Here is a 22,027-nt window from a genome sequence, read left to right on the forward strand (position 1 = left end):
AAGGGGCGAGCCGCTGACACCCAGAGTCAGCGGCTCGTGTTCTACGCTCGCAAGAAAGGGAGAGGGTCTTTCTTCGAGCTACGGGAACCTGAATAAAGCAAGCAACTAAATTGCTTAAAAACATAGTAAGTTAACCGAGGGAAACTTACAAGAACATTTTCAACTTTTTTATCTAATTTCGTAAACTCTACAAAAAGTTAGACTAAGTTTACATGTCTATGGATTTTTATCTTATATCAAGAAAGTCCGAGATAAACATAAACAAAATCCCCCGCACCGAATTGGTGCGGGGGATCAGGTCAGCTTACTAAACTAGTAGTAGCTTATGCCTTTGCAGCCTCAGTAAGGCTGGTAAGGATCTTGTCGTCCTTCTTATCCCACTTTGGAGCAGGACGGAAGAGCTGGAAGAGAATTGCTGCCAAGAAGGCAAAAGCAATAACAGTCCAGACACCGAAGGAACCAAGAACGAAGAACTCCCAGAACTGATTGATCATCAGGCCAACAATCCATGCAAATACGCACTGATAGCCAATAGCAAACCAGAACCACTTAGAGTCGTTCATTTGTCGACGAATAGAACCTACTGCAGCGAAGCAAGGTGCGTCAAGCATATTGAATGCCACAAATGCACACATTGCACCAACGTGGAGGATACCACCAGCATCAGTAAACATACCAGCAAAGCCAGACCACATAGTGACAGACTTCTCACTTGCATCGCCAAGGCCATAAAGAACGCCAAAGGTGGAAACAAGATTCTCTTTTGCAATCAAAGCAGAAATAGAAGCTACAGTTGCCTGCCAATTTCCAAATCCAAGTGGAGAGAAGATAAATCCAATAGAACCGCCAATAGCAGCAAGCAAAGAAAAGTCCATAACATTATCAGGAGCACCCTGAATACCTGGGAGATAGCCGAATACTCCATTTGCGCCGTCCCAGTTAGCCCAGCCAAAATTGGATAAAACCCAAATTCCAATTGCTGCAGCAAAAATAATGGTACCAGCTTTAATAATATACGCAGAAATACGCTCCCAAACATGCATTGCCCAAGACTTAAGAGAAGGCATGTGATAATCAGGAAGCTCCATGACAAATGGTGCTGGCTCTCCCTCAAAAGCCTTAGTCTTCTTTAGCATGATTGCAGAAATAACAATCATAGCTACACCCAAGAAATAAAAGGCTGGGGCAATCCACCAAGCAGTAGTTCCTCCAATAAGAACACCCATAATCAAGGCAATAATAGGCTGTTTTGCCGAACATGGAATCATAGTGGTAAGCATAATCGTCATGCGACGATCTTTCTCATTTTCAATAGTACGAGTAGAAAGAACGCCAGGAACACCACAACCAGAGGAGATAAGAAGTGGAATAAAAGACTTACCTGATAGACCAAAACGACGGAAGACACGGTCCATAACAAAAGCAACGCGGCTCATATATCCGCAGTCTTCCAAGAAACACAACATAACAAACAAGACAAACATCTGTGGAATAAAGCCAAGAACAGCACCTACGCCGCCGATAATACCGTCAACTACAAGACTGGTGATGACGGGGCTTGCGCCAGCACCCTCAAGAGCGCCGCGAGCAAGCGTAGGAATACCAGGGACATACATGCCGTACTCAGATGCCTCTGGCTCAGTAGCAGCGCCTTCAACAGCGGTCTTGAAGCCCGCAGCAGTTACGCCGCCCAGAGTCTGAAGTTCTTGACCTTCAGCAAGAATTGGGTTGCCGTTTGCGTCAAGCTGAAGAGGATTGTCGTCAGTATCAACGAAGTTGCCATCCTCATCATGAACTGGTGCGCTCAGAGCAACGACGCTCTTTTTAGAAGCTTCGTTCTCAAAATTAGTAATAGCGTCAGAATCCCACTGTTTAGCCGCGATTGCAGCACGAACCTCAGTGGTATCAATACCGGCCTCGTCTGCTGCATTGAGATATGCGTCAATCTGGTCGCCATAGTGGTGAGAGTCAAAATCATCTTTTGCCTGACTATACTCTGCATCTCCGATGCCCAATACGTGAAAACCTTTGTCAAACAGATTGTCGTTGACCCAGTTGGTAGCATTGATACCAACTGTAGAAATAGAGATAAAATACACCAGGGACATTACAATAACAAAAATTGGAAGACCCAGAATACGGTTAGTGACAACACGGTCAATCTTCTCGGAAGTAGACAGCTTCTTAGGTGCCTTTTTGACACAAGCTGCCATTACGCCAGCAATCCACTCATAACGGTCAGACGTGATGATGGACTCAGCGTCGTCATCACGAGATTTCTCAACTGCAGAAATAATCTTCTCAATTTCTGCGGTCTTCTCGGCAGAAAGATTAAGAGGGGCAATTGCAACTGCATCGCGCTCAAAGACCTTAATTGAATACCAACGAGAAAGAGATGCTGGAGCAAGGCCCTCGATTGCAGCAGCAATCTTGCCAAGAGCCTCTTCAACCTCTGGGGTAAAGCACTTAACACCCTCAGCAGGAGTTCCCTCCTGGCCAGCCTTAATTGCCGTCTTTACCAGAGTATCAATGTTCTTGTTACGAAGTGCGGAGACCTCAACAACCTCAACGCCAAGCTGCTTAGAAAGCTCCTTGACATCAATGACGTCACCAGACTCCTTGAGCAGGTCAACCATGTTAAGACCAAGGACAACTGGACGACCAGCCTCAAGAATCTGAGTAGTCAGATAGAGGTTACGCTCTAGGTTAGTAACATCGAGAAGGTCAATGATAGTATCAGGGCGCTCGTTAATGAGATAGTCACGTGATACCTGCTCCTCAGGTGAATAAGGAGACAGAGAATAAATACCAGGAAGGTCGACAAAGGTGACGTCCTTATCAGCTCGCCAGTTTGCCTGCTTCTTCTCGACGGTAACGCCAGGCCAGTTGCCGACGTAACCGTTTGAGCCCGTAAGCTCATTGAATAGGGTGGTCTTACCGCAGTTTGGATTACCTGCAAGACCAATAATAGTCTTTTGTGCCATTAGGCTTCCTCTACCTTGTGAACGTCTACTACTTCAATGCTTGCAGCTTCATCCTTGCGGATAGAAAGCTCGTAGCCACGAACTGTGAGCTCAATTGGGTCTCCCAGTGGTGCTACCTTTTTGACGTGAACCTCAGTACCCTTAGTAAGGCCCATGTCCATGATGCGACGTTTCACGGCGCCTACACCCTTTAGCGCAGCAACCGTGCAACTCTCCCCCACCTTAACTTCTTTCAGAGTTGCCATAACCTTCCTTTCATCGAAACACGTATTAAAAGCCGCGGGTTTTACCAGCAGCGCAATACAACAAAGTGTTTAGAGCGGAGAAACCATGATGTGCGACGACATCTGACGGTTCAGTCCAAGTCGTGCACCCTTAACGCTAACAATAACGTCGCCGTTGACTCGTGAAATAACCTTTACCTCGGCGCCCTCAACAAAACCAAGTGTTGAGAGGTGCTGGCGAAGATCAGAAGCACCCTTAACCGTTACGATCAGCGCAGTCTCTCCCTCACCAAGCATGGCAAGAGGAAGAACTGGACCAGAATTCGCAGGACCCTGTGAGGTCTTTTCTGTATCCATGCATCCCCCAAAATAACGTAGGCAAACTAAGTTTGCTCTTTCGAACTTTTACTTCATTAGTATCAACTAAAAGTTAAGGTAATTCAACTTTCATTTAATAATTAAAATAAAAATAAGGCGAGAAACTCTGTCTACCAGTGGTTTCTCGCCTTGTAAATATTGCAACTTTATTTCAGGTAATCCTAGTTTTACGTAAACATAAACGATTGTTTGCTCAAGCTTACGGCAAGCTGTGTGACATCAGCCCGTATTCTGCAGACCTGCGGCAACACCAGACACGGTGCACAAAATCAAATACGTAATGTTTGCACGTTCCTCTGGAGTAAGCATGTCATCCCTTATACGAAGCTCAGACAGGGCATGCACCTGCGTAACCGAGAGAATATTAACAAATGGCAGACGCAGGCGGATAACAGGACCAAGCACACGACGGTTCTCCAACGGCCACTTATTTCCCGTAATATTCAGCACCCACTTACGTGTGAGAGCCATCTCAGAAAGAACCATCTCCGAAAGTTCAGGGCGATCGCCTAAGGCCAGGTAAAGCCTTGCAATACGAGCGTCAATCTTGGAGATAGACATCTCAATGTTGTCGATAAACGTAGTGAACAGCGGCCACTCTCTATATGCCTCACGGAGGCGTTCGATATCCCCTACTGCCTCGCAGGCACTGCCCAGTCCGTACCAAGCAGCCAGGTTGATACGAGCCTGTGACCAGGAGAAAATCCATGGAATAGCACGCAAGTCATCAAGAGACTTGGCACCCAGACCACGTTTTGCAGGTCTTGAACCAATGGGGAGAAGACCAATCTCTGTCAGAGGGGTAACAACCGAGAACCACTCAGCAAAGCCATCGGAGTGAATGAGCTCCAAGAAACGCTGCTTGGACGCTTTATCAAGCTCAGAAGCGAGTGAAGCAAACTTCACGTCTGTCTGAGTATTCTTCTGCTCAATAGAAGGTGCCATCTGAAGCAGTGTTGCTCCAGCAACGGACTCTACGTGACGACGGGCAAGCGTTGGGTCACCATAGCGAGCAAAAATAACTTCTCCCTGCTCAGTAAGTTTAAAGCGACCGTTGACTGAGCCTTTGGGCTGAGAAAGAACAGCACGGTTTGCAGGACCACCGCCACGACCAACTGCACCGCCACGACCATGCATCAAGATGAGGTCAATGGAGTTCTTCTCTGCCCACTCTGCCAAAGCAGCCTGGGTCTTATGCAGAACCAACGTTGCCGTAGTTGGACCCTCGTCCTTTGAGGAATCGGAATAGCCCAGCATGACCTCAAGCTTGCGGTCTGTCTGAGCAAGACGTGCCTGTACCTCAGGGAGCTGAATTACCTGGTCAAGTGTAGCAACAGCGTTCTCAAGGTCTTCAATTTGCTCAAAGAGTGGAATAACGTCTAGTACAGGAACGTCTTCTTCATTTGCAAACGCTAGACGTGCAAGCTTATAGACATTCTCAACATCCTGAGCAGACTGCGTAAACGAAATAATATAGCGACGAGCAGCATTAATGCCGTTCTTCTTTTGAATTGATCCAATGGAGCGGAAGGTGTCTAGCACCTCCTGCGTCATAGCATCAAGTTTGGCGGGTTTCTCGGCAGTTGATGGGTGTGCCTCAATATCTGTAAGTGCACGCTTGTGCACCAAAGAGTGCTGACGGAACTCCATCTCTACCAAATGGAAGCCAAAAGTTTGAGCCTGCCAGATAAGCTTTTGAACAGGACCGTAGGCAATACGGAAAGCCCCTGCTTGAGCCAGTGAATCCTGAATAACGCGCAGATCAGCAATAAACTCTTCAGCGTTTTGATACATCAGGTCAGCATTGCGCTCAATGGTGGCGCTGAGTCGTCCAGAAATAACGCGCATTGCCGCACGGTGCAACTCAGACCCAGCCTTATCAATAGCCCTAGAGGTCAGGGCCTGGCTCATTTCTACCTGCTGTGCCCAAAGATTGACAAGCGCAGGCGAAGCTGGAGTAGAAATACCATCAAGCGTCAGGCCTCGACTGACTTCCTTGGTAGCCCGAGCCAGTGCCTGCAGTACGTGTACACGGTACTTCTCGGCAACTTGGCGAGAAACCAGGGCGGTGACGTTAGGGTTACCATCGCGATCGGAGCCAATCCAACTACCTGGACGGAAGAATGGTGGACAGACAGGTCGCACACAACCAGCATTTTCTCCCAGCACCCAGTTATCAAAGCGGCGATACACCAAGGGAACCATCTCAAAAAGAGTGGTGTCAAAAATGTTAAGGACAGTGTCTGCCTCCTCCAAAGGAGTTGGCTTTTTATGACCGATAGGAGATGTGCGGAACAGGCCGTCAATCTCTTGCAACATGCAACGCTCGTTTTCTATGCGAGCAGGACCGCCGAGCCTCTGGCGCTCATCAAGAAGCTCTGAAATAGCGCGGATTCGGCGCTCAACATTTTTACGGCGAGCCTCAGTTGGATGTGCAGTAAAAACAGGATGGAACTCAAGGCGATTAAGACGTGCTTTTGCCTCTTCTTCACCACACTCGTCAATAAGCTGCCTATAGGCAACGGTTATCTCGTTGATAGGGTCTTCTGCAGAGGATGGATCTACAGAGGCCTCACGAGAACGCAGGCTGGTAACGCGATAATTCTCTTCACAAAGATTTGCTAAATGGAAGAAAGTGACAAACGCACGCATAAGAAGTACGGAGTCTTCAATGCTTAGGTTGTCAATGGTAGAGGCAAAGCGAAGAAATGCGTTAAGCGATTCCTTCTCTGAATCTACCTTGAGCACCGCATTAATTGCCTCAAGCAGCAAAGGTGCGCGAGTTGTAGACAAGTCATCTGGTCCAGCTTTAATTGCCTCAACCAACAACGTGTCAAAGCTAGTAAGAAGATCTGGATTGTACTCAGCAAGCACCTTTCTTACCAAACGCAAAAAGAAGGTAAGGTTATCACGCAGAGGAGCTGGTGCTTTAAGCGCTTGAATAAGGGTACGAGCAGCAGCAATCTCATTCCCGCGTCGTTCAAGAAGCGACTGAGCTACTTCAGAAGTTGTTGCACCATCGATGGGTTTCTCGTCAAAAGAAGCATTGCTGGACTCTAGATTTGAATCTTGAGGATTGCCTGCCATGCTCATCCTTTCCCACATGACTCAGAATACGTACTATCTACCATACCCTTTTGTAACAATCTTCGCACGATTGTTTGTCAATCTGTTACCTAATGTACATCGTGGACTACAATCGATATAACAAATAAAAATTGATATATCAAAGTTTCTGGCCACGTTAAAGAAGATTTTAGGTTTTACATGCTCAATCCATTCAAGAAAAGTCGTACTGCGTACAACAATTCTTCCGTACATAAGCAGGTAGAGCGTCTTCGCACACCTCGCTATGAGCTTGATGACTCGCGCACAAACGGGGGTCAACCTGGCATTGTGGTTACATGGTGGACCAGGCTTCTCTCTGCCGTAGTCTCTGGCGATATTGCTAATCAAGACGAGCAATACTTGGCACATCAAACGTCCCAGGATTATCTCTTCAATGCACTTGGACAAGGTGCCTGGGGTGCACTTTTCCCGCTTTTAACTGTTGTTTGCTCTCAGCTTGTTGGCATTGAACAAGCAGGACTTTTCTCCATGGCATTTGTTGTGGCAACACTTTTGTTATTTATTGCCCAATACGGTGTTCGCACGTATCAAGTTTCCGACATAGTTGAACAACGTAGTTTTTCTGATTACCAGATTCAACGCGCAGCTACTGTTGTTGTCATGGTACTAGCAGGTCTTATTTGGTGCTTCTTTAAAGGGTATACCGAGCCCATGTTTTCTATCTGCACGGGAGCTTTGCTTTTTAGGGCAGTTGACGGCATGGCAGATGTCTACGAAGGTCGTCTTCAGCAAAAAGATAAACTCTATCTAGCCGGACTCAGTCAGGCTCTTAGGTGTAGTGCCAGTTTTATTCTCTTTACTGTTGTGTTGTTTGTTACCAGAAATCTTGTATGGGCAAGCTGGAGCATGGGTATTTGTGCCCTTATCACCCTGCTATTTGTTTCTGCTCCCCTAGCCATTCTTGAGACCGATAAAAGCGTGCGCATCAAACTTGCAAACATCAAAGATATTTTTGTACAGTGCTGGCCTCTCTTTTTAGCACTTTTCCTCTACAACCTTATTGACTCGCTGCCAAAGTTTGCCATGGAAGGCACACTTTCTTACAGCAATCAGTTGTACTTCAACGCACTTTATTTCCCAGCTCACACTATTTTGATGATCTCTACGCTCATCTACAGGCCACAGCTCTTCAAACTTGCTAGTTTGCTAGAAACCTCAATTCATAATCCCGCTAATAAGAAGCGCTTTGGCGTAATTGTACTTGCAATGTTTGGAGCCATTGCCGTAGTCACCATTGGTACCGCTGCATTTGTCGAGATCATTGGCATTCCTCTTAACGGCTTCTTATATGGCGTTGATTTTGAGCAATATCGTGGACTTGCACGCATTATGGTGGCCACGGGTGGACTTTGTGCTGCGATCGACTTTTTATACCAGCTCATCACCATCATGCGAGTTCAAAAAGCCGTTACGCGCTCGTACCTCATTTCATTTGCTGTATCCATCCCCATTATCTGGATGATGGTCAGCTTTACTGGTCTTAATGGCGCAGTTATTGGCAGCTTCTCATCCATCCTTATCCTCTTCTTACTGCTCATCAGCGAATACGCCGTAGCACGTATGAAAAGCTAGCAAAACAATTGATGCTCAAACGCAAAACCCCCTCTGCTCCATACGTTGGAACAGAGGGGTTTTAATGCATATAGCGAGAAACCCGTCTGCTAGAGGGGTTTCTCGACAATGAGCTTAGAAGGAGCAAGCGCCGCCGATAGTGCAAGCAGCTGCTGCAGAGCCGTCATCTGAATCATCGTTTGAACCAGAAACATGGAAGACCTCGGAGAGGTAGTTAATGATGTCGCCGGACTCATACATTGCCTTGCCGTCAATGAACAGACATGGAACCTGACGCTTGCCGCCTACCTCAATGAGGCGCTCGCGAGCAGCGTCATCAGCAACAATGTCATGCATAGGAAGCTCAATGTTGTTCTGCTCCATGAAGGACATAACCTTGTGGCAGTATGGGCAGGTTGGCTTATAGAAAAACTCGAGATTCTGAGTAGCCATAAAAACTCCTTTTGTTAGTAATTACTACTACTTTGTCTATACCCACCACAGTGTAGTTGTTTCACATGGATTTAGATAGGCATAAAAATAGCCGCACAAGGCGGCTATTTAATAGTTAATGGTGCCAGCAACCAGGATCGAACTGATGACCCCCGCTTTACGAGAGCGGTGCTCTACCAACTGAGCTATGCTGGCGTGCAAAAGCGCGCTAACAACTATACGGGGAAGCCCTGTATTATTCAAGCAGAAATACTAAAGAAGCCCGAGAACACCACGAACAAGGCGCTCAAGATCATCTGCGTACTTCTCGGATGCCTCTTGAACACTCTTATGCGTAGTTCCGTGAGCACCAGCTGGATTTGCTGCAAGCGTTAGAGCTAATACGTTCATATCAAGAGCGCGGGCCATAATAACCTCAAGAGCTGTGGAAACGCCAACATATGAGACGCCAAAGCTACGAAGCATAGCAACTTCTGCAGGAGTTTCAAAGTTTGGTCCCAAAAGACCAGCAAAAACACCCTCATTGAGCTCAATCTTAAGGTCATCTGCTACGCCACGTGCAAGCGTTCTTAGGTAAGGCGAGAAGGCATCATTCATATCAACAAATGGTGTCTCGACATCGCGAAGGCCTGCCCACTCTGCAAGCGGATTGGTTCCGGTGAGGTTAATCTGATCCGTAATAACGCCAAGGCCAGTCTTTGCGTTTCCAGAAACAGCGCCTGTTGCACCTGCAAAAATAATGTCTTTACAGCCTAGGTGATGAGCATGCTGAACAAGAGAGGTTACCTCAGCGGCAGAATAGCCCTGATAGAGGTGAACGCGGCCAGGATAGACAACTACAGGCACACCATCGATAGTACCAATGGTTGCTTCAAAGCTGTGACCTGCCATAGGTGAAGCGTCAACAGGGAAGCCGGGAATATCACGATAATCAATACGACGAACTGGCTTTACCAGATCGGCAAGATGACCAAGTCCGGTTCCCAAAATAAGAGCAACAGGATGCTCAACAGATGGGCTTACATTCTCAATGGTTTTCTCGGTAACCACGCAAATCCCCTCCTCTAAGAGGTGACGAGTAAGTGTTCCCTCGCCAGAAACAAGCTTTCCTGAGTACGTACCATCATAAATCTCATGCACGCCACAAGACGGGCTCTTTGCCTTCAAAACGGCGAGCGTGATGTCAGAAGACGTAACAGCGCTAAGAGCAATCTTAGATCCACGTTCAAAATCTTCTGTAACATCCGAGCCATCCTTGAGCCAAACACGTCCTTCTCGCTGTTCCGCGGGTGGACGAGGCACAGGAAGACCTGAGGAAGTCTCGGGGCAAATCTTTGTGACGTTTACTTTTTCTGCCAGCTTTTGTACTGCAGAAACAGGCTTGGCCCCTCCGTCATATCTGACGGGGAGGCCAAGTAAACAAGCGCTAATAGCAACTTTCATTGCTTTTCAAATCCTAGAGAGCAAGAGAGTAAACAGCAATAGATGCCTTACCAAGAATCTCGTTGATCTTCTGTGACCACTCCTGAGACGCCTTGCTTGCAACAGCAGAGTACTTGCTCATTGCAACCTGATAAGCGGTCTGAGCAGCTGCATAAGAAGCGGAATCGTTGGAGATTGAATAAGCAGAGAGCTGCTTGTAGTAATCGCCATCCTGGGAAGCCCAAGTGTTATTGTTTGCGTCCCACTCGCTACCAGCAAGACTAATGATGTACTGAGCATACTCCTGGCTTGTGGTTTCAGAATTGCCATCTTCAGGTGCCGTTGGTGCCTGTGGAGCATCTGGAAGGGTTGTAGTCAGAACGCTATCACGATACTTCTTCATGATGACAGCATCATGGATGAGCTTCTTTGCAACATCTTCAGAGAGCTTGTATGCAGAAGCAACCTGGCTAACATCAGTAGTCTTGAAGTTGGTCTGCATGTAATTGGTAATCTCGTCATCAGTAACGGTAATACCCTTACTCTGAGCCTCAGCAACAACAAGAGCATTACGAACGTAACCAATAATCTTATCCGCTGGTGGGACAGCATAGGTGCCGTCAGACTGCTTTGCTGCGTCAAGACCAGAAGTATTCTCAATGACCTCACGAGCAGTTACTTCTTTGGTCTGACCGTTATAGGTATAAGAAGCAATAGGAGTGTTGAGCTCACCCTCAGAAAGTGTGGTGCGACCGTTCAAAGAACCAGTAGCTCCGCCACCGCCCAGAAGGAAGCGACCGATGACAATACCAAGAGCAAACAATACAACTGCGCCTACTCCGATAAAGATCTTTGAGTTCTTTTTTACATCAATAGATGGCATATCCTTGCCTTTCATCGCTTAATGCAACTATGCGTACATAATACAAACCTGTAGTTTACTCTTATTAGCATGCATAAAACATACAACCAGTAAACTCCCCCGTTTGTACACAGTCATTTACAAGCAAATCAAATTACTTGGTAGCTGCAACAATCTCTTCCGAATACTGCTTAATGTATCCAGTGGCATTTTCCGCATCAAACTTCATACGCTGCGACAATGCCTTCTTCACGTCCTTAGAAATAGTTCCATGTGCTAAGGCGAGAAGACCTTGGAGCATATCATGGTACTCAGCATCTCCGTGATAGCACTGAACTGCCTCATCCAGAAGTGGCCATGCCTCATCAGAATGTTTTGCAGAAGTTGCGCCGTACTGGCAAAGGAACAAAAATGCTGCTAGACGCACTGTTGCCGAGTCGTCATCAAACAAAGAAGCTTCAGCAGCGTCAAATGCCTTAAAGACCTGGTCACCAAAGTGAGCGCTCAGATTGGCAAGCGCATCAAGTACTTCCCAACGAGTTTGTGCCTCTGGCCTATATAGTGCATCAATAAGAGAATCAATGTGCTCTTCAAAAGCAAGAGGAGCAATATGGGCCAGCTCCGCAAGCTCATGAGAAGCGTCTTGACGAGCGCGCCTACTAGCATCAGATAAAGCAATGACCAGTGCATTCACTTTTTTCATCTGTGCCATAGTTGGCTTTTTAGTAGCCTTCTTAGCAGGTTGCTTTTCTTCTTTTGGCGCCTTTGTAGAGCCCGCTTTTGCGGTTGCCTTAGTTGAAGCCTTTTTTGGCTTCTGAGCAGTTTCTTTCTTTTCTGCCATGAAACCTAAATCCTCTCTAAAACACCCTTTATTCTCTAAATCCGTCTACGACAACGGTACCGCTTTTTTGATCCTCATGAATTTTAATAAATCCAAGGCTCGATGCTTCACGTAAAAGAGAAGTAAACGAACGATATCCATAAGTTGCCTCAGCAAACTGTGGACGCTTCCTTCGCATAGTCTCCTTTAAACGAGACGCATAAATAAATGTTTCGCTTTCACGCTCCAAAGACTCAATGGTCTCAAATAAGAGCTGATAGCAGTCGTGTTTCTCGACAGGTACCTTCTCTTTAAAGTCTGGAATTCTGCCAGAACTCAAAATATCCTCGTAGAAGATAAACTCGTCACAAACCTCAGCAAGAAGCGAGCTGGTAGATTCCTTCATGCCAACGCCAATAACTGTTTTACCAGCCTCTTTGAGTTTTGCCACAAGTGGCGAGAAGTCCGAGTCACCAGAAAGCACAGCAAATGTGTCAATGTGATCTTTAGTTAGACACATCTCAACAGCATCTACCGCAAGTCTAATGTCAGCGGAGTTCTTGCCGGTATAAGCTCTATCGGGAATCTCAATGAGCTCAATGCCAAGCTCATGCAGGGGTGTAATAGCATTTGGAAAGCGCTGCCAATCGCAGTATGCACGCTTGGCAGTAATGCGTCCCTTATCAACAAGCCTCTCCATAATGAGCTTCATCTCTGGAAGATGGCCTGGCTCTTGATGACCGTTTCTCTTTCTTTTGCCTGTTCCTAGTGCCAAATTTTCATAATCGATGAAAACCGCAATAGAGCTCTGAGGAGTAGAAATATCACTCATAATCGGGGTCCTTTGCGGTTAGCACTTAGTGGCAGCAGTGGCCGTCATGACCGTGCTCGTGACCTTCATGCTCATGATGATGCTCATGATGATGTCCGTGACCATGGCACTCACACTCGTGATCACCATCTTCGTGGTCGTGGCCACAGCAGCACTCGTGCTCACCCTCATCTTCCTGGCTCTCAAGAAGTGACCAGTCAAGACCAGCTGCAGTGCTCGTAGCCTCATCAGCATAAAGCAATGAGATTGCCTGAGTGCCCTTGCGAGCGCCACCGATCTGGCAGAGCATGTCATAGAGGGTAAACGCAGTTTCTACACCAGGGAGGGTAATCTCAAGGTCCTCAGACTGAGCAAGAGCAAGCGCAATATCCTTGCGGAAGTGCTCGGCCAAAAATCCTGGCTGGAAGTCTCCCTCAAGCGACTTAGGAGCAAGCTCTTTAAGTGCGCGAGAAGAACCCATGCCGCTTGCAACAACCTCAAGCATCTGCTCGACGTCAAGTCCGCCCTGCTCTGCCAAGGCCATTGCGTCTGCGTAGCCAATCATGCAGGAAGCAAGAGAAACCTGGTTACAAAGCTTTGCAGTCTGACCCTTGCCAGCACCACCCATGCAGAAAATCTTTGCCGAGAAGGTCTCGAGAAGAGCGCGTACTGGCTCAACATCATTCTCAGTTGCGCCGACAATCAGCGTAAGAGTACCATCCTGAGCGCCTTTCTGACCGCCCGTAACTGGACAGTCAAATGCATGCTTTCCCTCAATTTCAGCAGCATCGTGAATATCACGAGCAAGCTGAGATGAAGAAGTGGTCAGATCAATAAGGTATGCGCCCTTCTTAGCAACGCGGATAAGACCATCTGTTGCCAAGTAAACATCTTCAACATCAGTTGGATAACCAACCATGGTAAAGACAACGTCAGCGTCTTTTGCAGCATCTGCCACACTCTCTGCAGCGTGAGCGCCCAACGAGACAAGCTTATGCGCTTTCTCTGGTGTTCTGTTGTAAACAGTAACATCATAGCCAGCAGAAATAAGGTGCTCCGCAATAGGAGCGCCCATAATGCCTGTTCCAATAAAAGCAACCTTTGCATTCTTGCTCAGTGCCATGTATGAGTCCTTTCAGACTGAAATAAATATACAAACTGGGGCCGCTCCAAAGAGCGACCCCATACCTTGTACCCGTTAATTAGATTTACGAACCCTGTTAGCAATTCGGTCAGAAAGCGAAAGCTTCTCGCGGCGATCAGTGCCCCAGAAGACAATAGCTACCATGCCTGGGCCAACGTGAGCACCAATGACTGGTCCTACCTGGCTATGAATAATGGTAAGTCCCTCGCAGCCCTTCTCTTTACGAATCTGAGCCTCAAGCCAATTAGCGTCCTTCTGTGCGTCTGCAGAAATAATGCCAACAGGAAGCGAGGTGTCATGAGAATAGCTATCTCTAAAGTCCTGGATAAGAGACTTGAGTGCCTTCTTACGGCCTCTGCACACTGTCTTGACGGTAAGGGCTCCTGTTGAGTCATAGGTAAGCTCTGGCTTTACATCAAGCTTGCCACCAATATTTGCTGCAGCAGCAGGAATGCGACCGCCCGCAGCAAGAGCATCCAAGGTCTCAAGTGTTAAGTAGCCATGAATATAGTTACGCGCATCTTGTGCCCACTCGGCAATCTCTTTTGCCGAGAGACCCTTATTGGCCTGATGTACTGCTTCAAGACCCAAAAGCTGAGCTGCGGACGAAGGTGCACCATTGTCGACTACGTAAATCTCAAAGTCTGGGTATTTCTCTCTTACCATATCTGCTGCTTGCTCAGCTGCATAGTAGGATGAAGAAAGCGCAGAGGTAAAGCAAAGATATACCGTTGGAGTGCCCTGCTTTGCAGCACGCTCAAAGACCTCGAGGTAATGACCAGGAGTAATTGCAGAGGTGGTGTAGCGCAGCTTTTTGTCTTTGCGCATGCCCTCAAAGAACTCATGTGCACTGATGCTCTTCCAGCCGTCATCATAGTGCTCTCCATCTGGTCCCACATAAGGGAACTGGATGATATCAACACCTAGCTGTTCAGCAATTCCTGGAGCAAAGTCTGCGCAGGAGTCCATGATGATTCGAACGTTACTGGGCTTATGATATGCAGCTGAAAGCTCAGTAGGCTCAAGATCTTCAAAGGCAACCTCGCTGATTTCTTCTTCGGCTTTATCTTTTTTATTGAACATCCTGTTCCTCAATCTTAGGTTTGATAATTCCGTATCCACCATTTTTACGATGGTAAATGACATTAGTCAAACCAGTAGAAGAATTAACAAAGACATAAAAATCATGGCCGAGAAGGTCAGTTTGGACAAGCGCCTCCTCTTCCGTCATTGGCTCAAGATCAATGTATTTCTCGCGAACAAGCTGGTCATCAAGATCTTCAGCTGGAATCTCAATGAGATTGGCAAGATCTTCTTGTGTAAGAGCAACTCCGCGCTCAGACTTTACATGATGACGGCGCTCAACAACTTTTGTCTTGTACTTGCGTAGTTGTCTGGAGACTTTTTCTGCTGCTTCATCAATAGCCACATACATATCGTCAGAGCTAGCAGTGACACGAACAACATTGTTACGAACAAATACCGTAACCTCAGCTGTCTTTCTATCTGGATTTGAAGGGTTTTTGTCTACTCTGAGAACTACATCGCAAGACATAGGAGTGATGTCAAATACTTTAAGAGCATCACCGATTTTCTGATCTACGTGTGTGTGCAAAGCCTCAGAAATGCTTACCTTGCGTCCCGAAATCTTGATGTCCACCATAGGAGCCTCCTATCGGATACACGAGACATCTTCTAACTGATGTCTGTATAACAACAATACCCATTTGTCGGTCAATCATTCCATAAAAAGTTGAATTGAGCGGTAAACGGTTAGAGACTATTTCTCTTTATGTGCGATTAATTTTGCTCAGAGGAAGATGTAGCTGAATCAGCGCTGGTAGGTTGCGTAGAAACTTCCACAAGACCAGAAATCTTATTGGTAGTTGAGAGGTGTGGCAAGGTACCAATCCACTTGTTTCTAATAACTCCCTCGACACCGTTAGATTGAATAGCTGAAAGAGCTTGCTGAATTTGTGTAGCGAGAGCTTTGTTACTGGTTGCTACAGAAATACCAATCGTGGATGGAACGTCAACGACACCAACCATAGAAATATCTTTGTTTGCTGCTAAATAAGCACCAGCATATGCATCACAGGCCACATAATCGATGGAGCCATTTTCAAGTGCTTCAAAAGCATCATTTAGGTTAGAAAAACCTTGAACAGACATGCCCGTGAGTACCTGACCCATTGCGCGCTCAGATAAAGAACCCGTTTGAACGCCAACTGACTTTCCACTCAAACTATCAGCAGTAATGTTTGTCTCTGAACCTTTATGGAAAAGAGCTGTTGCATACTCAGCATAACCAGAAATGAGCGTACTTGTTGAGTCTTCACCACTTCTGACATCCATGACAATGTCGCAACCTGCTTGTAGGCCATCTACTGGTCCGTTAACTGATACAAACTTGACGTCTACGCCTAGCTGATCTGCAATTGCAGAAGCTATTTCAACGTCAATTCCCTGCAATGTTCCAGCTTCTGAGGCCACAACCATTGGAGCTGTTACTGACTGAGTACGTAGACCAACGGTCAAAGTGCCAGCTGTGTGCAGAGAGGAATCAGGAATCTTCTGCTGACGGGCTTCTCGCTTCTCTTGGATTGCCTCTTGCACTGACTTGACGTGGAACCATTTATCCAGATCAATGTTGATAGGACCAATGGAGCATCCTGTTAAAACAACAGCAAGTGCTATAAGAAGTAACACCTTAAGAGAGCTTTTACCGCGCGTCATCAGAACTCCTTCTTCTATTCAGGTGTCTTTTCAGCTGACCTGGTATTTGACCCCACACTCGCATACTGGAACGTTTGCTTTGCTACCGCAGCAGCTCCACTAGTAGTTCTCTCGCCTGCGAGACCCTTTGTCTCTTTGATATAACAGGCGGTATGGCTTACTTCTAGGACGAGCCATGATCGTTTACGTGCGCACACGCAAACTTACGTGGATCCCTTTGACCTCGTCTGTCATGGACTAAAAGCTCACAGAGAACTTCGCAACCACAGACCTGAAAAGACTTATCAAGTATAGCCGTTTGCAACCATAGGTAACTCACCATACGCGAGCTAATGCGCCTACGGTTACAGAATGCACGCCTGCGGCACAAAGTACTCTAGTGGCTTCTCTAATTGATGCTCCCGTAGTTACAACATCATCTAAAAGTAAAATATTTGATTGATTAACCGGCGCAGTACAAGCAATACTTCCTTTCAAATTTATTTGCCTTTGAGCGGATGAAAGTGTTCTTTGGTCCTTTGCATGAGGACGTATAAGCACGTCATACAAAGGTAAACCTGTAAGCTGGCAGAACGATTGGGCTACAAGTTCCATATGATCAAAGCCTCTGCGCGCGTACGCTTCTGCAGTTGCTGGAATAAAGGAAACGCCATCAATTTTTGAACTATCAAAGCGAGAGGTACCGTCACGAGCTTTCCATGCTGAGGCTTCTTCAAGCGCACACAATAGAGCTGCAGCAATTACCGGCACCAGTCGAAGCTCGTGTCCATCCTTAAGCGTCAAGATCAACCGTGCGGGAGGGCCCTTAAATCCCATGGCACAAATGACCGCTCTACTCTCCCACTGAACAGGTCGTTTCTTTTTATCTGCACACTCTGAACAAACAAGCTTCCCGTATGGAGCACCGCAATTAGGACATGCCCACTGCTGAGAAATCCATGGCAGCTTTGCCCGACACTCATCGCAGAGGAGCTGGCCGGGTTTCTCGCACACAACGCAGCGCGTAGGAGCAAGCAGCTCAAGTGTTGAGTTTGCCGTTGCAGTAAGGATAGATGTAGGTTGCATTTTTACCCCCAAATCTGGGGGCTGACAGTGAATACAGTCTAGATCAAAGGTCGCAAAATGGAAGGCATTTTAGGTAAACGGAAAAAGATGGCTTATCTAAAGCTCCTACCAGTGAGATTGTATTTTGTGAGGATTCGGCTAACGGATGTTTGCCACGGAAGCCATAACAAAATCAAAAAAACAAGCGTTGCTACGCCGTGCGTTAGATCAAGCGGAATTGAAGCCGCAAACGCGAGAAGAGCGGATTCAAGCGTTAAAGGATGTACAAATCCAATAACAAAGTACACGTTCATTACAAGGCCAAAGAATGGTCCGGATATAAATGCCCAAATCATAAGCAAGAAAGGTGGAAGTTTGTGGGGTTTCTCGCTTTGTTGGACGGATGGACGCTTAGAAGATGCACAAGCTGAGATAAAAGTTGCAAGAAGGCCTCCCAGATAGCCAACAAGTCCCCACGCATACATCTGCCATGGCGTCCACGAGCCCTGACCAAAGAAAACGTTTGAAAGAAGCGCAGATAAGGCACCTACCAAAAAGCCCGCATGCCTGCCAAGAAACGCTCCCGCGAAGATAGCAACTGCGGAAACAGGCTTTACGTACGCGAGGGGCGCAAAGGCAATTCTTCCCGCAGCACCTAAGGCGCTAAAGACGGCAGTAGGTACCAAATTGGCAACTGATGGCTTCTTTGCCTCAAAACTTAACATAAATAATGCAACTGAAATGATCGCTAAAATAATTGAAGATACCGCGGTAAAATCGGGAAAATATATCATTTCAATAGCAAGAATAATAGGTGTAGCAAAGAGTGCCACAACCTCTAAGACTATTGATAACGTGTGTCGATTATCCACAAGAACCTCACGCTTACCGTCAAAATAAAAATATCGAGAAGGTCTATCTTATTTTGGCATAAGATGATTTGAAACTACAACAAGGAGGTCTTCATGATCTATCTGGGAAACTTTAGCTACAACGACGAGCTTGACTCTTCTGACAACTACTGTCTTATGCCTTGTATTGTTGAGGCAGATTCCACAGATCACGCGCTTGAGCTTTTCTCGGAGCACCTTATTGAGGTTGCAAATTCATCTGACCTGCTTGACGGCGCAAAAGAGATTTTCTTGGATTCCATTGTTGAGCTGGGAGAAGTTCCAACCACTCCTCTGATTGCTCAGTGGCAAAAGATTATGCCTGCAGGAGTTGGTCTGTGCAGCATTACCAGCGCTCTTCCAACACTTGAGTTTGATGATGAGACAGCCAATGCCTACGGCTTCAATGAGCATACTCACAATCATGAGGAAGATGAAGAGGAGCATGAACACGAGGAGTTTGGCGACATCAACGATCTTGACGATGAGCTTCTTGAGGAGCTTGGCCAGGATGAGGAGCCGTTCTTAAGGTTCTAGCCACCTACTCCGCCGACCATACCCAAGAGTTCTCAAAGAACTCTGAAGTTGGCTCTGTCAGAGAAATCTGACCATCAAAAACTAGAGAAACGTTATCAGCAACGCGCGATATCAACTGCATGTCGTGCGTTGCTATTACTATGGTTGCACCTTCTGACTGTGCGCGAGAAAGCAAATTGACAACAGCATCTTTGGTTGGGGCATCCAGGCCTTTTGTTGGCTCGTCAAGAATAAGCAGACGCGCTTTTGTAAGCAGCACTTTTAAGAGAGCTAAGAGTTGCTGCTGTCCACCAGACAAATCGTATGGATGAGAAGACATAAGCTTCTGATATGTTGTGCGAGCAAGAAGTCCCGAAGCTTCCAGAAGCTCCTGAACATCCTGGTCAGAATAGGCGCCACTCTGCTGCCACTGAGCAAGCTCCTCGCCCACACTTAGGCAGGTAAAGAGCAGCTCGGGATCTTGTGGAATGTATCCTTGGGATTGCTGGAGCTGGTTGTAGATATGTCCGCGTCTTGGACGGAGAACACCCGCTGCAAGCTTAAGCAGTGTTGACTTACCTGAGCCGTTGCCGCCTACGAGCGCACGAATTTCTCGCCCCGCGACCTCAAGTGAGCACTTGTTGAGCACCAGGTACTCGCTCTGTGGATACGCAAACGTCACGGCGCTGAACTCGAGCACGGGAGTGTTGTCGGCCACGGTGGATGCTTGGTTTGGCGCGGAGCTGCGAGGACAAAGCGCCTGGCGAGAAGAGCCGTCTGCTTGGAGCGCATCGGGCTTCTCGCCATCGAGGTGGATGCGGATATCTGCGAGGTGCTCGAACGCCGCAACGTCGTGGGTGGCAACAAGCACGGCAACGTTGAGCTCGCGCGCCACTCGCTCTAGGAGCGCGGTGAAACTCTTCTGCGCAAACGGGTCCAGCTGCGAGGTTGGCTCATCCAGCAAAAGCAGCTTTGGGCGCATGACAAGCGCTGCAGCAAGGGCCACTAGCTGCTGTTCTCCCCCGGAAAGCTCGTTGCAGCGTTTATGCAAAAGCGATTCCATGCCAAAGAAACTGACCGTCTCAAAAATACGTCGGCGCATTTCTTTCTCTGAAACGCCTCGATTTTCCAGGCCAAAAGCCAGCTCTTTCAAAGGTGTCTCACACACAAGTGCTTGTGAAGTGGCTTGCGGCACAAATGCAATGGTGTCTACGGATTGCGCCTGCGTCATCGTAGAAACCTCTTGGCCGCAAACAACAATTGAACCCTCTCGCCTACCTTGAGGCGCAATCTCGGGCTTAATGAGGCTCAAAATGGTGGACTTGCCTGAACCAGTTGGTCCCAGTAAAAGACTAATCTGACCAGCACAAACCTCACAGGAAAAATCTTCTACAACGTTGCGGTCTGGAGTTAGAGCATACGCAAACGAGAGATTTTGAATAGCAAGAACTACTTCTTTACTAGCTGAAATAGTAAGTGAATTCTGAATATAGGAAGAATGCTCATTCATACAGACTGCTCCCATAAGACAGTATCAATACGCACAAAAATTACTGGTAAAACGGTAAACAGTACTACGCCCAGATACCAAAAACTCACTTGGAACTCTGGCATAGTAGGATAAAACTGCCAGGCTTGTACCAGCATATACAAAGAAACCGCAGCTATAACGCTTAAGAAAGTAAATACCAGCAACGCCACAGTATCATAGGCGTCAAGCACTTCAGCGCTCCATCTACTCCTGTGCCCTGCCATCCCCCAACCTCGAGACACGATAGACTGAAACGTACTCATCGACTTCTCCAGCGCGCTCATGCACACTGCGTTAATGGTGGCAGCTGATTGCACAATAGTTTTTCTCGCGCTCAAAAGACGGCTTTGACTTGGAACACGGCTTTGCTGATGTGACTGCACAGCAGAATCACACCTTCTAGCTGCGGTATTTGCTGACTGAATTTGACGGGCTGTTGTCAGATCAGAAAGTAGTTGTGGCATAAGCTGCACAGAAAGACTCAAGACCAGCTGCAATCCCGGAAAGCGCACGCTTGATCGCTGTAACATCTCGAGCGGCGATACTACTGCAAATAGGCACTCAAGCCAGCTCAAAGTACTTACGAGCACCAGGCCCGAGGTAGCCCCGTACACCAGACTTTCTGCGTACAGTTGCGTGTGCCCAAAAGAATACAAAACGGTAGATCCAGATGCCGAGAAAAACGGATTAATTATCGCCATCAATATAATAATTGGAGCATACCAAACAAGCTGTTTAGCAGCATGTTTGGTATCAAACAACTGGATTGTACAAAGCTGCGCTCCTAGAAAAGCAATCAGCGCACAGAGAGGTTGAAAAGAAAACGCGGCAAGCGCAACCTCGCTTCCAAACAGCACCACCATAGCAAGTGGATGAAGGCGAGAAAAGCTTGTGCGCGCGGGATTCATTAGTTCACCGCGTTAACGTACGTCCAAACAACCGAATCGCCATCATGCAGAACATATGCATCTGACGTGTAGTTAGGCTGAACACCGTTAACTGAATATACCCAACCGCTCTGTGGACCGTGGTCACGCTCTGCAAGCCCATTAATAGCCGCAACGTACATACCAAACGACGTGCTACGTGCATTTACCCCGGCTCCACTTGCAAGCAACGCGTCATAGACTGACGTACCCTCTTGCACCTGGAGGTTGACAGTAAATGAAGACCCTTTGGCTGCAGAGCCGTCAACCGTAACACTTACAGAAAGCGCACTATTCTCTTTATGAGGAGCAGCTACAGCGTTTGTTGAGTTACCAGAGTTAGAAGGCTCCGACGTTTTCTGATTAGAAGAATCCTGCGTTTTAGACGCATCAGCATTTGACTGAGCATCAGGAGTAGAGCTCCCTTGCGTCTGTGACGTCTGAGAGTCTGCTTGCGTGCCAGAAGCACCTGCTGCCGTCTGACCTTGTGCGGTAGGAGCTTCTTGAGCAGAAGTGCTTGAAGCGGGCGTAAAGAAATACTGGACTAATGTCCATGCAAAGAAAAGCATGAACACAAAAGATACTATTGATGCTGCCAAATAGAGA

At 47.2% G+C, this 22,027-nt stretch carries 20 protein-coding genes and 1 tRNA gene; 2 read left to right on the plus strand and 19 right to left on the minus strand.

The features are described from left to right. Positions 1-323 precede the first annotated feature (323 nt). From feoB to HMPREF1492_RS00545, 4 genes are all read right to left on the minus strand, one after another. On the minus strand, positions 324-2,984 hold the full coding sequence (gene feoB, locus HMPREF1492_RS00530) for a ferrous iron transporter B (protein WP_035434878.1): 2,661 nt from the start codon (positions 2,982-2,984) through the stop codon (positions 324-326). Next, positions 2,984-3,229, minus strand: a complete 246-nt coding sequence (locus HMPREF1492_RS00535; RefSeq protein ID WP_035427815.1) for a FeoA family protein — start codon at positions 3,227-3,229, stop codon at positions 2,984-2,986. Before HMPREF1492_RS00535 ends, feoB begins: the two co-directional genes overlap by 1 nt. Before the next feature lie 69 nt (positions 3,230-3,298). Further along, positions 3,299-3,565, minus strand: a complete 267-nt coding sequence (locus HMPREF1492_RS00540) for a FeoA family protein (protein ID WP_051479314.1) — start codon at positions 3,563-3,565, stop codon at positions 3,299-3,301. A gap of 240 nt (positions 3,566-3,805) precedes the next feature. Beyond that, a complete protein-coding gene (locus HMPREF1492_RS00545) occupies positions 3,806-6,673 on the minus strand; it encodes a phosphoenolpyruvate carboxylase (protein WP_035434880.1) in 2,868 nt (955 codons plus the stop codon). A 180-nt stretch (positions 6,674-6,853) separates the two neighbouring features. Between HMPREF1492_RS00545 and HMPREF1492_RS00550 the strand changes: the two genes are divergently transcribed. Further along, the gene (locus HMPREF1492_RS00550) at positions 6,854-8,287 is read left to right on the plus strand and encodes a lipopolysaccharide biosynthesis protein (RefSeq protein ID WP_232215573.1); all 1,434 of its coding nucleotides are present in this window, start codon (positions 6,854-6,856) and stop codon (positions 8,285-8,287) included. A gap of 114 nt (positions 8,288-8,401) precedes the next feature. Here HMPREF1492_RS00550 and HMPREF1492_RS00555 read toward each other — a convergent pair whose 3' ends face one another. The 12 genes from HMPREF1492_RS00555 to HMPREF1492_RS00610 form a co-directional block, all read right to left on the minus strand. Continuing rightward, positions 8,402-8,719 (minus strand): glutaredoxin family protein, encoded by a 318-nt coding sequence (locus HMPREF1492_RS00555; RefSeq protein WP_035434882.1) that lies wholly within the window; start codon positions 8,717-8,719, stop codon positions 8,402-8,404. Positions 8,720-8,838: 119 nt separating this feature from the next. Then, positions 8,839-8,914, minus strand: a tRNA-Thr gene (locus HMPREF1492_RS00560). A 57-nt stretch (positions 8,915-8,971) separates the two neighbouring features. Continuing rightward, positions 8,972-10,162 carry a purine-nucleoside phosphorylase gene (locus HMPREF1492_RS00565; protein ID WP_035434883.1) on the minus strand — a complete coding sequence of 397 codons (1,191 nt, stop codon included), beginning with the start codon at positions 10,160-10,162 and terminating at the stop codon, positions 8,972-8,974. Between the two features lie 13 nt (positions 10,163-10,175). Then, on the minus strand, positions 10,176-11,024 hold the full coding sequence (locus tag HMPREF1492_RS00570; protein WP_035434884.1) for a SurA N-terminal domain-containing protein: 849 nt from the start codon (positions 11,022-11,024) through the stop codon (positions 10,176-10,178). 133 nt (positions 11,025-11,157) lie between these two features. After that, positions 11,158-11,844, minus strand: a complete 687-nt coding sequence (locus HMPREF1492_RS00575) for a HEAT repeat domain-containing protein (RefSeq protein WP_051479315.1) — start codon at positions 11,842-11,844, stop codon at positions 11,158-11,160. 28 nt (positions 11,845-11,872) lie between these two features. Further along, positions 11,873-12,655, minus strand: a complete 783-nt coding sequence (locus HMPREF1492_RS00580) for an NYN domain-containing protein (protein ID WP_035434886.1) — start codon at positions 12,653-12,655, stop codon at positions 11,873-11,875. A gap of 25 nt (positions 12,656-12,680) precedes the next feature. Continuing rightward, a complete protein-coding gene (locus HMPREF1492_RS00585) occupies positions 12,681-13,757 on the minus strand; it encodes an NAD(P)-dependent oxidoreductase (RefSeq protein ID WP_035434887.1) in 1,077 nt (358 codons plus the stop codon). Between the two features lie 75 nt (positions 13,758-13,832). Beyond that, positions 13,833-14,861, minus strand: coding sequence for a DegV family protein (locus HMPREF1492_RS00590; RefSeq protein WP_035434888.1), 1,029 nt, complete (start codon positions 14,859-14,861; stop codon positions 13,833-13,835). After that, positions 14,851-15,441 (minus strand): ribosome hibernation-promoting factor, HPF/YfiA family, encoded by a 591-nt coding sequence (hpf, locus tag HMPREF1492_RS00595; RefSeq protein ID WP_198014322.1) that lies wholly within the window; start codon positions 15,439-15,441, stop codon positions 14,851-14,853. Before hpf ends, HMPREF1492_RS00590 begins: the two co-directional genes overlap by 11 nt. Before the next feature lie 137 nt (positions 15,442-15,578). Continuing rightward, entirely contained in the window at positions 15,579-16,514 is a 936-nt protein-coding gene (locus tag HMPREF1492_RS00600; protein ID WP_035434890.1) for a substrate-binding periplasmic protein, read from the minus strand. A 315-nt stretch (positions 16,515-16,829) separates the two neighbouring features. Next, positions 16,830-17,579, minus strand: a complete 750-nt coding sequence (locus tag HMPREF1492_RS00605) for a ComF family protein (protein ID WP_035434892.1) — start codon at positions 17,577-17,579, stop codon at positions 16,830-16,832. A 92-nt stretch (positions 17,580-17,671) separates the two neighbouring features. Continuing rightward, positions 17,672-18,283, minus strand: coding sequence for an ECF transporter S component (locus HMPREF1492_RS00610; protein WP_198014323.1), 612 nt, complete (start codon positions 18,281-18,283; stop codon positions 17,672-17,674). Positions 18,284-18,523: 240 nt separating this feature from the next. Between HMPREF1492_RS00610 and HMPREF1492_RS00615 the strand changes: the two genes are divergently transcribed. Continuing rightward, positions 18,524-18,985: a hypothetical protein gene (locus tag HMPREF1492_RS00615; protein ID WP_035434896.1), complete on the plus strand. Its 462-nt coding sequence runs from the start codon at positions 18,524-18,526 to the stop codon at positions 18,983-18,985. 4 nt (positions 18,986-18,989) lie between these two features. Here HMPREF1492_RS00615 and HMPREF1492_RS00620 read toward each other — a convergent pair whose 3' ends face one another. Genes HMPREF1492_RS00620 through HMPREF1492_RS07145 form a run of 3 tightly spaced genes read right to left on the minus strand, consistent with a single transcriptional unit; the run spans position 18,990 to position 22,020 of the window. Beyond that, a complete protein-coding gene (locus HMPREF1492_RS00620) occupies positions 18,990-20,474 on the minus strand; it encodes an ABC transporter ATP-binding protein (RefSeq protein ID WP_051479317.1) in 1,485 nt (494 codons plus the stop codon). Continuing rightward, the gene (locus tag HMPREF1492_RS00625) at positions 20,471-21,403 is read right to left on the minus strand and encodes an energy-coupling factor transporter transmembrane component T (protein WP_035434899.1); all 933 of its coding nucleotides are present in this window, start codon (positions 21,401-21,403) and stop codon (positions 20,471-20,473) included. The genes HMPREF1492_RS00620 and HMPREF1492_RS00625 overlap by 4 nt, the downstream gene beginning before the upstream one ends. Then, entirely contained in the window at positions 21,403-22,020 is a 618-nt protein-coding gene (locus HMPREF1492_RS07145; RefSeq protein WP_156924069.1) for a DUF4430 domain-containing protein, read from the minus strand. Before HMPREF1492_RS07145 ends, HMPREF1492_RS00625 begins: the two co-directional genes overlap by 1 nt. Between the last annotated feature and the right edge of the window lie 7 nt (positions 22,021-22,027).

The sequence above is a fragment of the Atopobium sp. BS2 genome, from assembly GCF_000565075.1.
Lineage (GTDB): Bacteria > Actinomycetota > Coriobacteriia > Coriobacteriales > Atopobiaceae > Lancefieldella.

Bases quoted from the DNA above. Each gene is read 5' to 3' on its own strand.
- HMPREF1492_RS00545 (WP_035434880.1), bottom strand. From the start codon at position 6,673: ATGGCAGGCAATCCTCAAGATTCAAATCTAGAGTCCAGCAATGCTTCT.
- HMPREF1492_RS00620 (WP_051479317.1), bottom strand. From the start codon at position 20,474: ATGAATGAGCATTCTTCCTATATTCAGAATTCACTTACTATTTCAGCT.
- hpf (WP_198014322.1), bottom strand. From the start codon at position 15,441: ATGGTGGACATCAAGATTTCGGGACGCAAGGTAAGCATTTCTGAGGCT.
- HMPREF1492_RS00590 (WP_035434888.1), bottom strand. From the start codon at position 14,861: ATGTTCAATAAAAAAGATAAAGCCGAAGAAGAAATCAGCGAGGTTGCC.
- HMPREF1492_RS00585 (WP_035434887.1), bottom strand. From the start codon at position 13,757: ATGGCACTGAGCAAGAATGCAAAGGTTGCTTTTATTGGAACAGGCATT.
- HMPREF1492_RS00580 (WP_035434886.1), bottom strand. From the start codon at position 12,655: ATGAGTGATATTTCTACTCCTCAGAGCTCTATTGCGGTTTTCATCGAT.
- HMPREF1492_RS00550 (WP_232215573.1), top strand. From the start codon at position 6,854: ATGCTCAATCCATTCAAGAAAAGTCGTACTGCGTACAACAATTCTTCC.
- HMPREF1492_RS00540 (WP_051479314.1), bottom strand. From the start codon at position 3,565: ATGGATACAGAAAAGACCTCACAGGGTCCTGCGAATTCTGGTCCAGTT.
- feoB (WP_035434878.1), bottom strand. From the start codon at position 2,984: ATGGCACAAAAGACTATTATTGGTCTTGCAGGTAATCCAAACTGCGGT.
- HMPREF1492_RS00535 (WP_035427815.1), bottom strand. From the start codon at position 3,229: ATGGCAACTCTGAAAGAAGTTAAGGTGGGGGAGAGTTGCACGGTTGCT.
- HMPREF1492_RS00565 (WP_035434883.1), bottom strand. From the start codon at position 10,162: ATGAAAGTTGCTATTAGCGCTTGTTTACTTGGCCTCCCCGTCAGATAT.
- HMPREF1492_RS00610 (WP_198014323.1), bottom strand. From the start codon at position 18,283: ATGTTAAGTTTTGAGGCAAAGAAGCCATCAGTTGCCAATTTGGTACCT.
- HMPREF1492_RS00605 (WP_035434892.1), bottom strand. From the start codon at position 17,579: ATGCAACCTACATCTATCCTTACTGCAACGGCAAACTCAACACTTGAG.
- HMPREF1492_RS00570 (WP_035434884.1), bottom strand. From the start codon at position 11,024: ATGCCATCTATTGATGTAAAAAAGAACTCAAAGATCTTTATCGGAGTA.
- HMPREF1492_RS00615 (WP_035434896.1), top strand. From the start codon at position 18,524: ATGATCTATCTGGGAAACTTTAGCTACAACGACGAGCTTGACTCTTCT.
- HMPREF1492_RS00555 (WP_035434882.1), bottom strand. From the start codon at position 8,719: ATGGCTACTCAGAATCTCGAGTTTTTCTATAAGCCAACCTGCCCATAC.
- HMPREF1492_RS00625 (WP_035434899.1), bottom strand. From the start codon at position 21,403: ATGAATCCCGCGCGCACAAGCTTTTCTCGCCTTCATCCACTTGCTATG.
- HMPREF1492_RS00600 (WP_035434890.1), bottom strand. From the start codon at position 16,514: ATGACGCGCGGTAAAAGCTCTCTTAAGGTGTTACTTCTTATAGCACTT.
- HMPREF1492_RS00575 (WP_051479315.1), bottom strand. From the start codon at position 11,844: ATGGCAGAAAAGAAAGAAACTGCTCAGAAGCCAAAAAAGGCTTCAACT.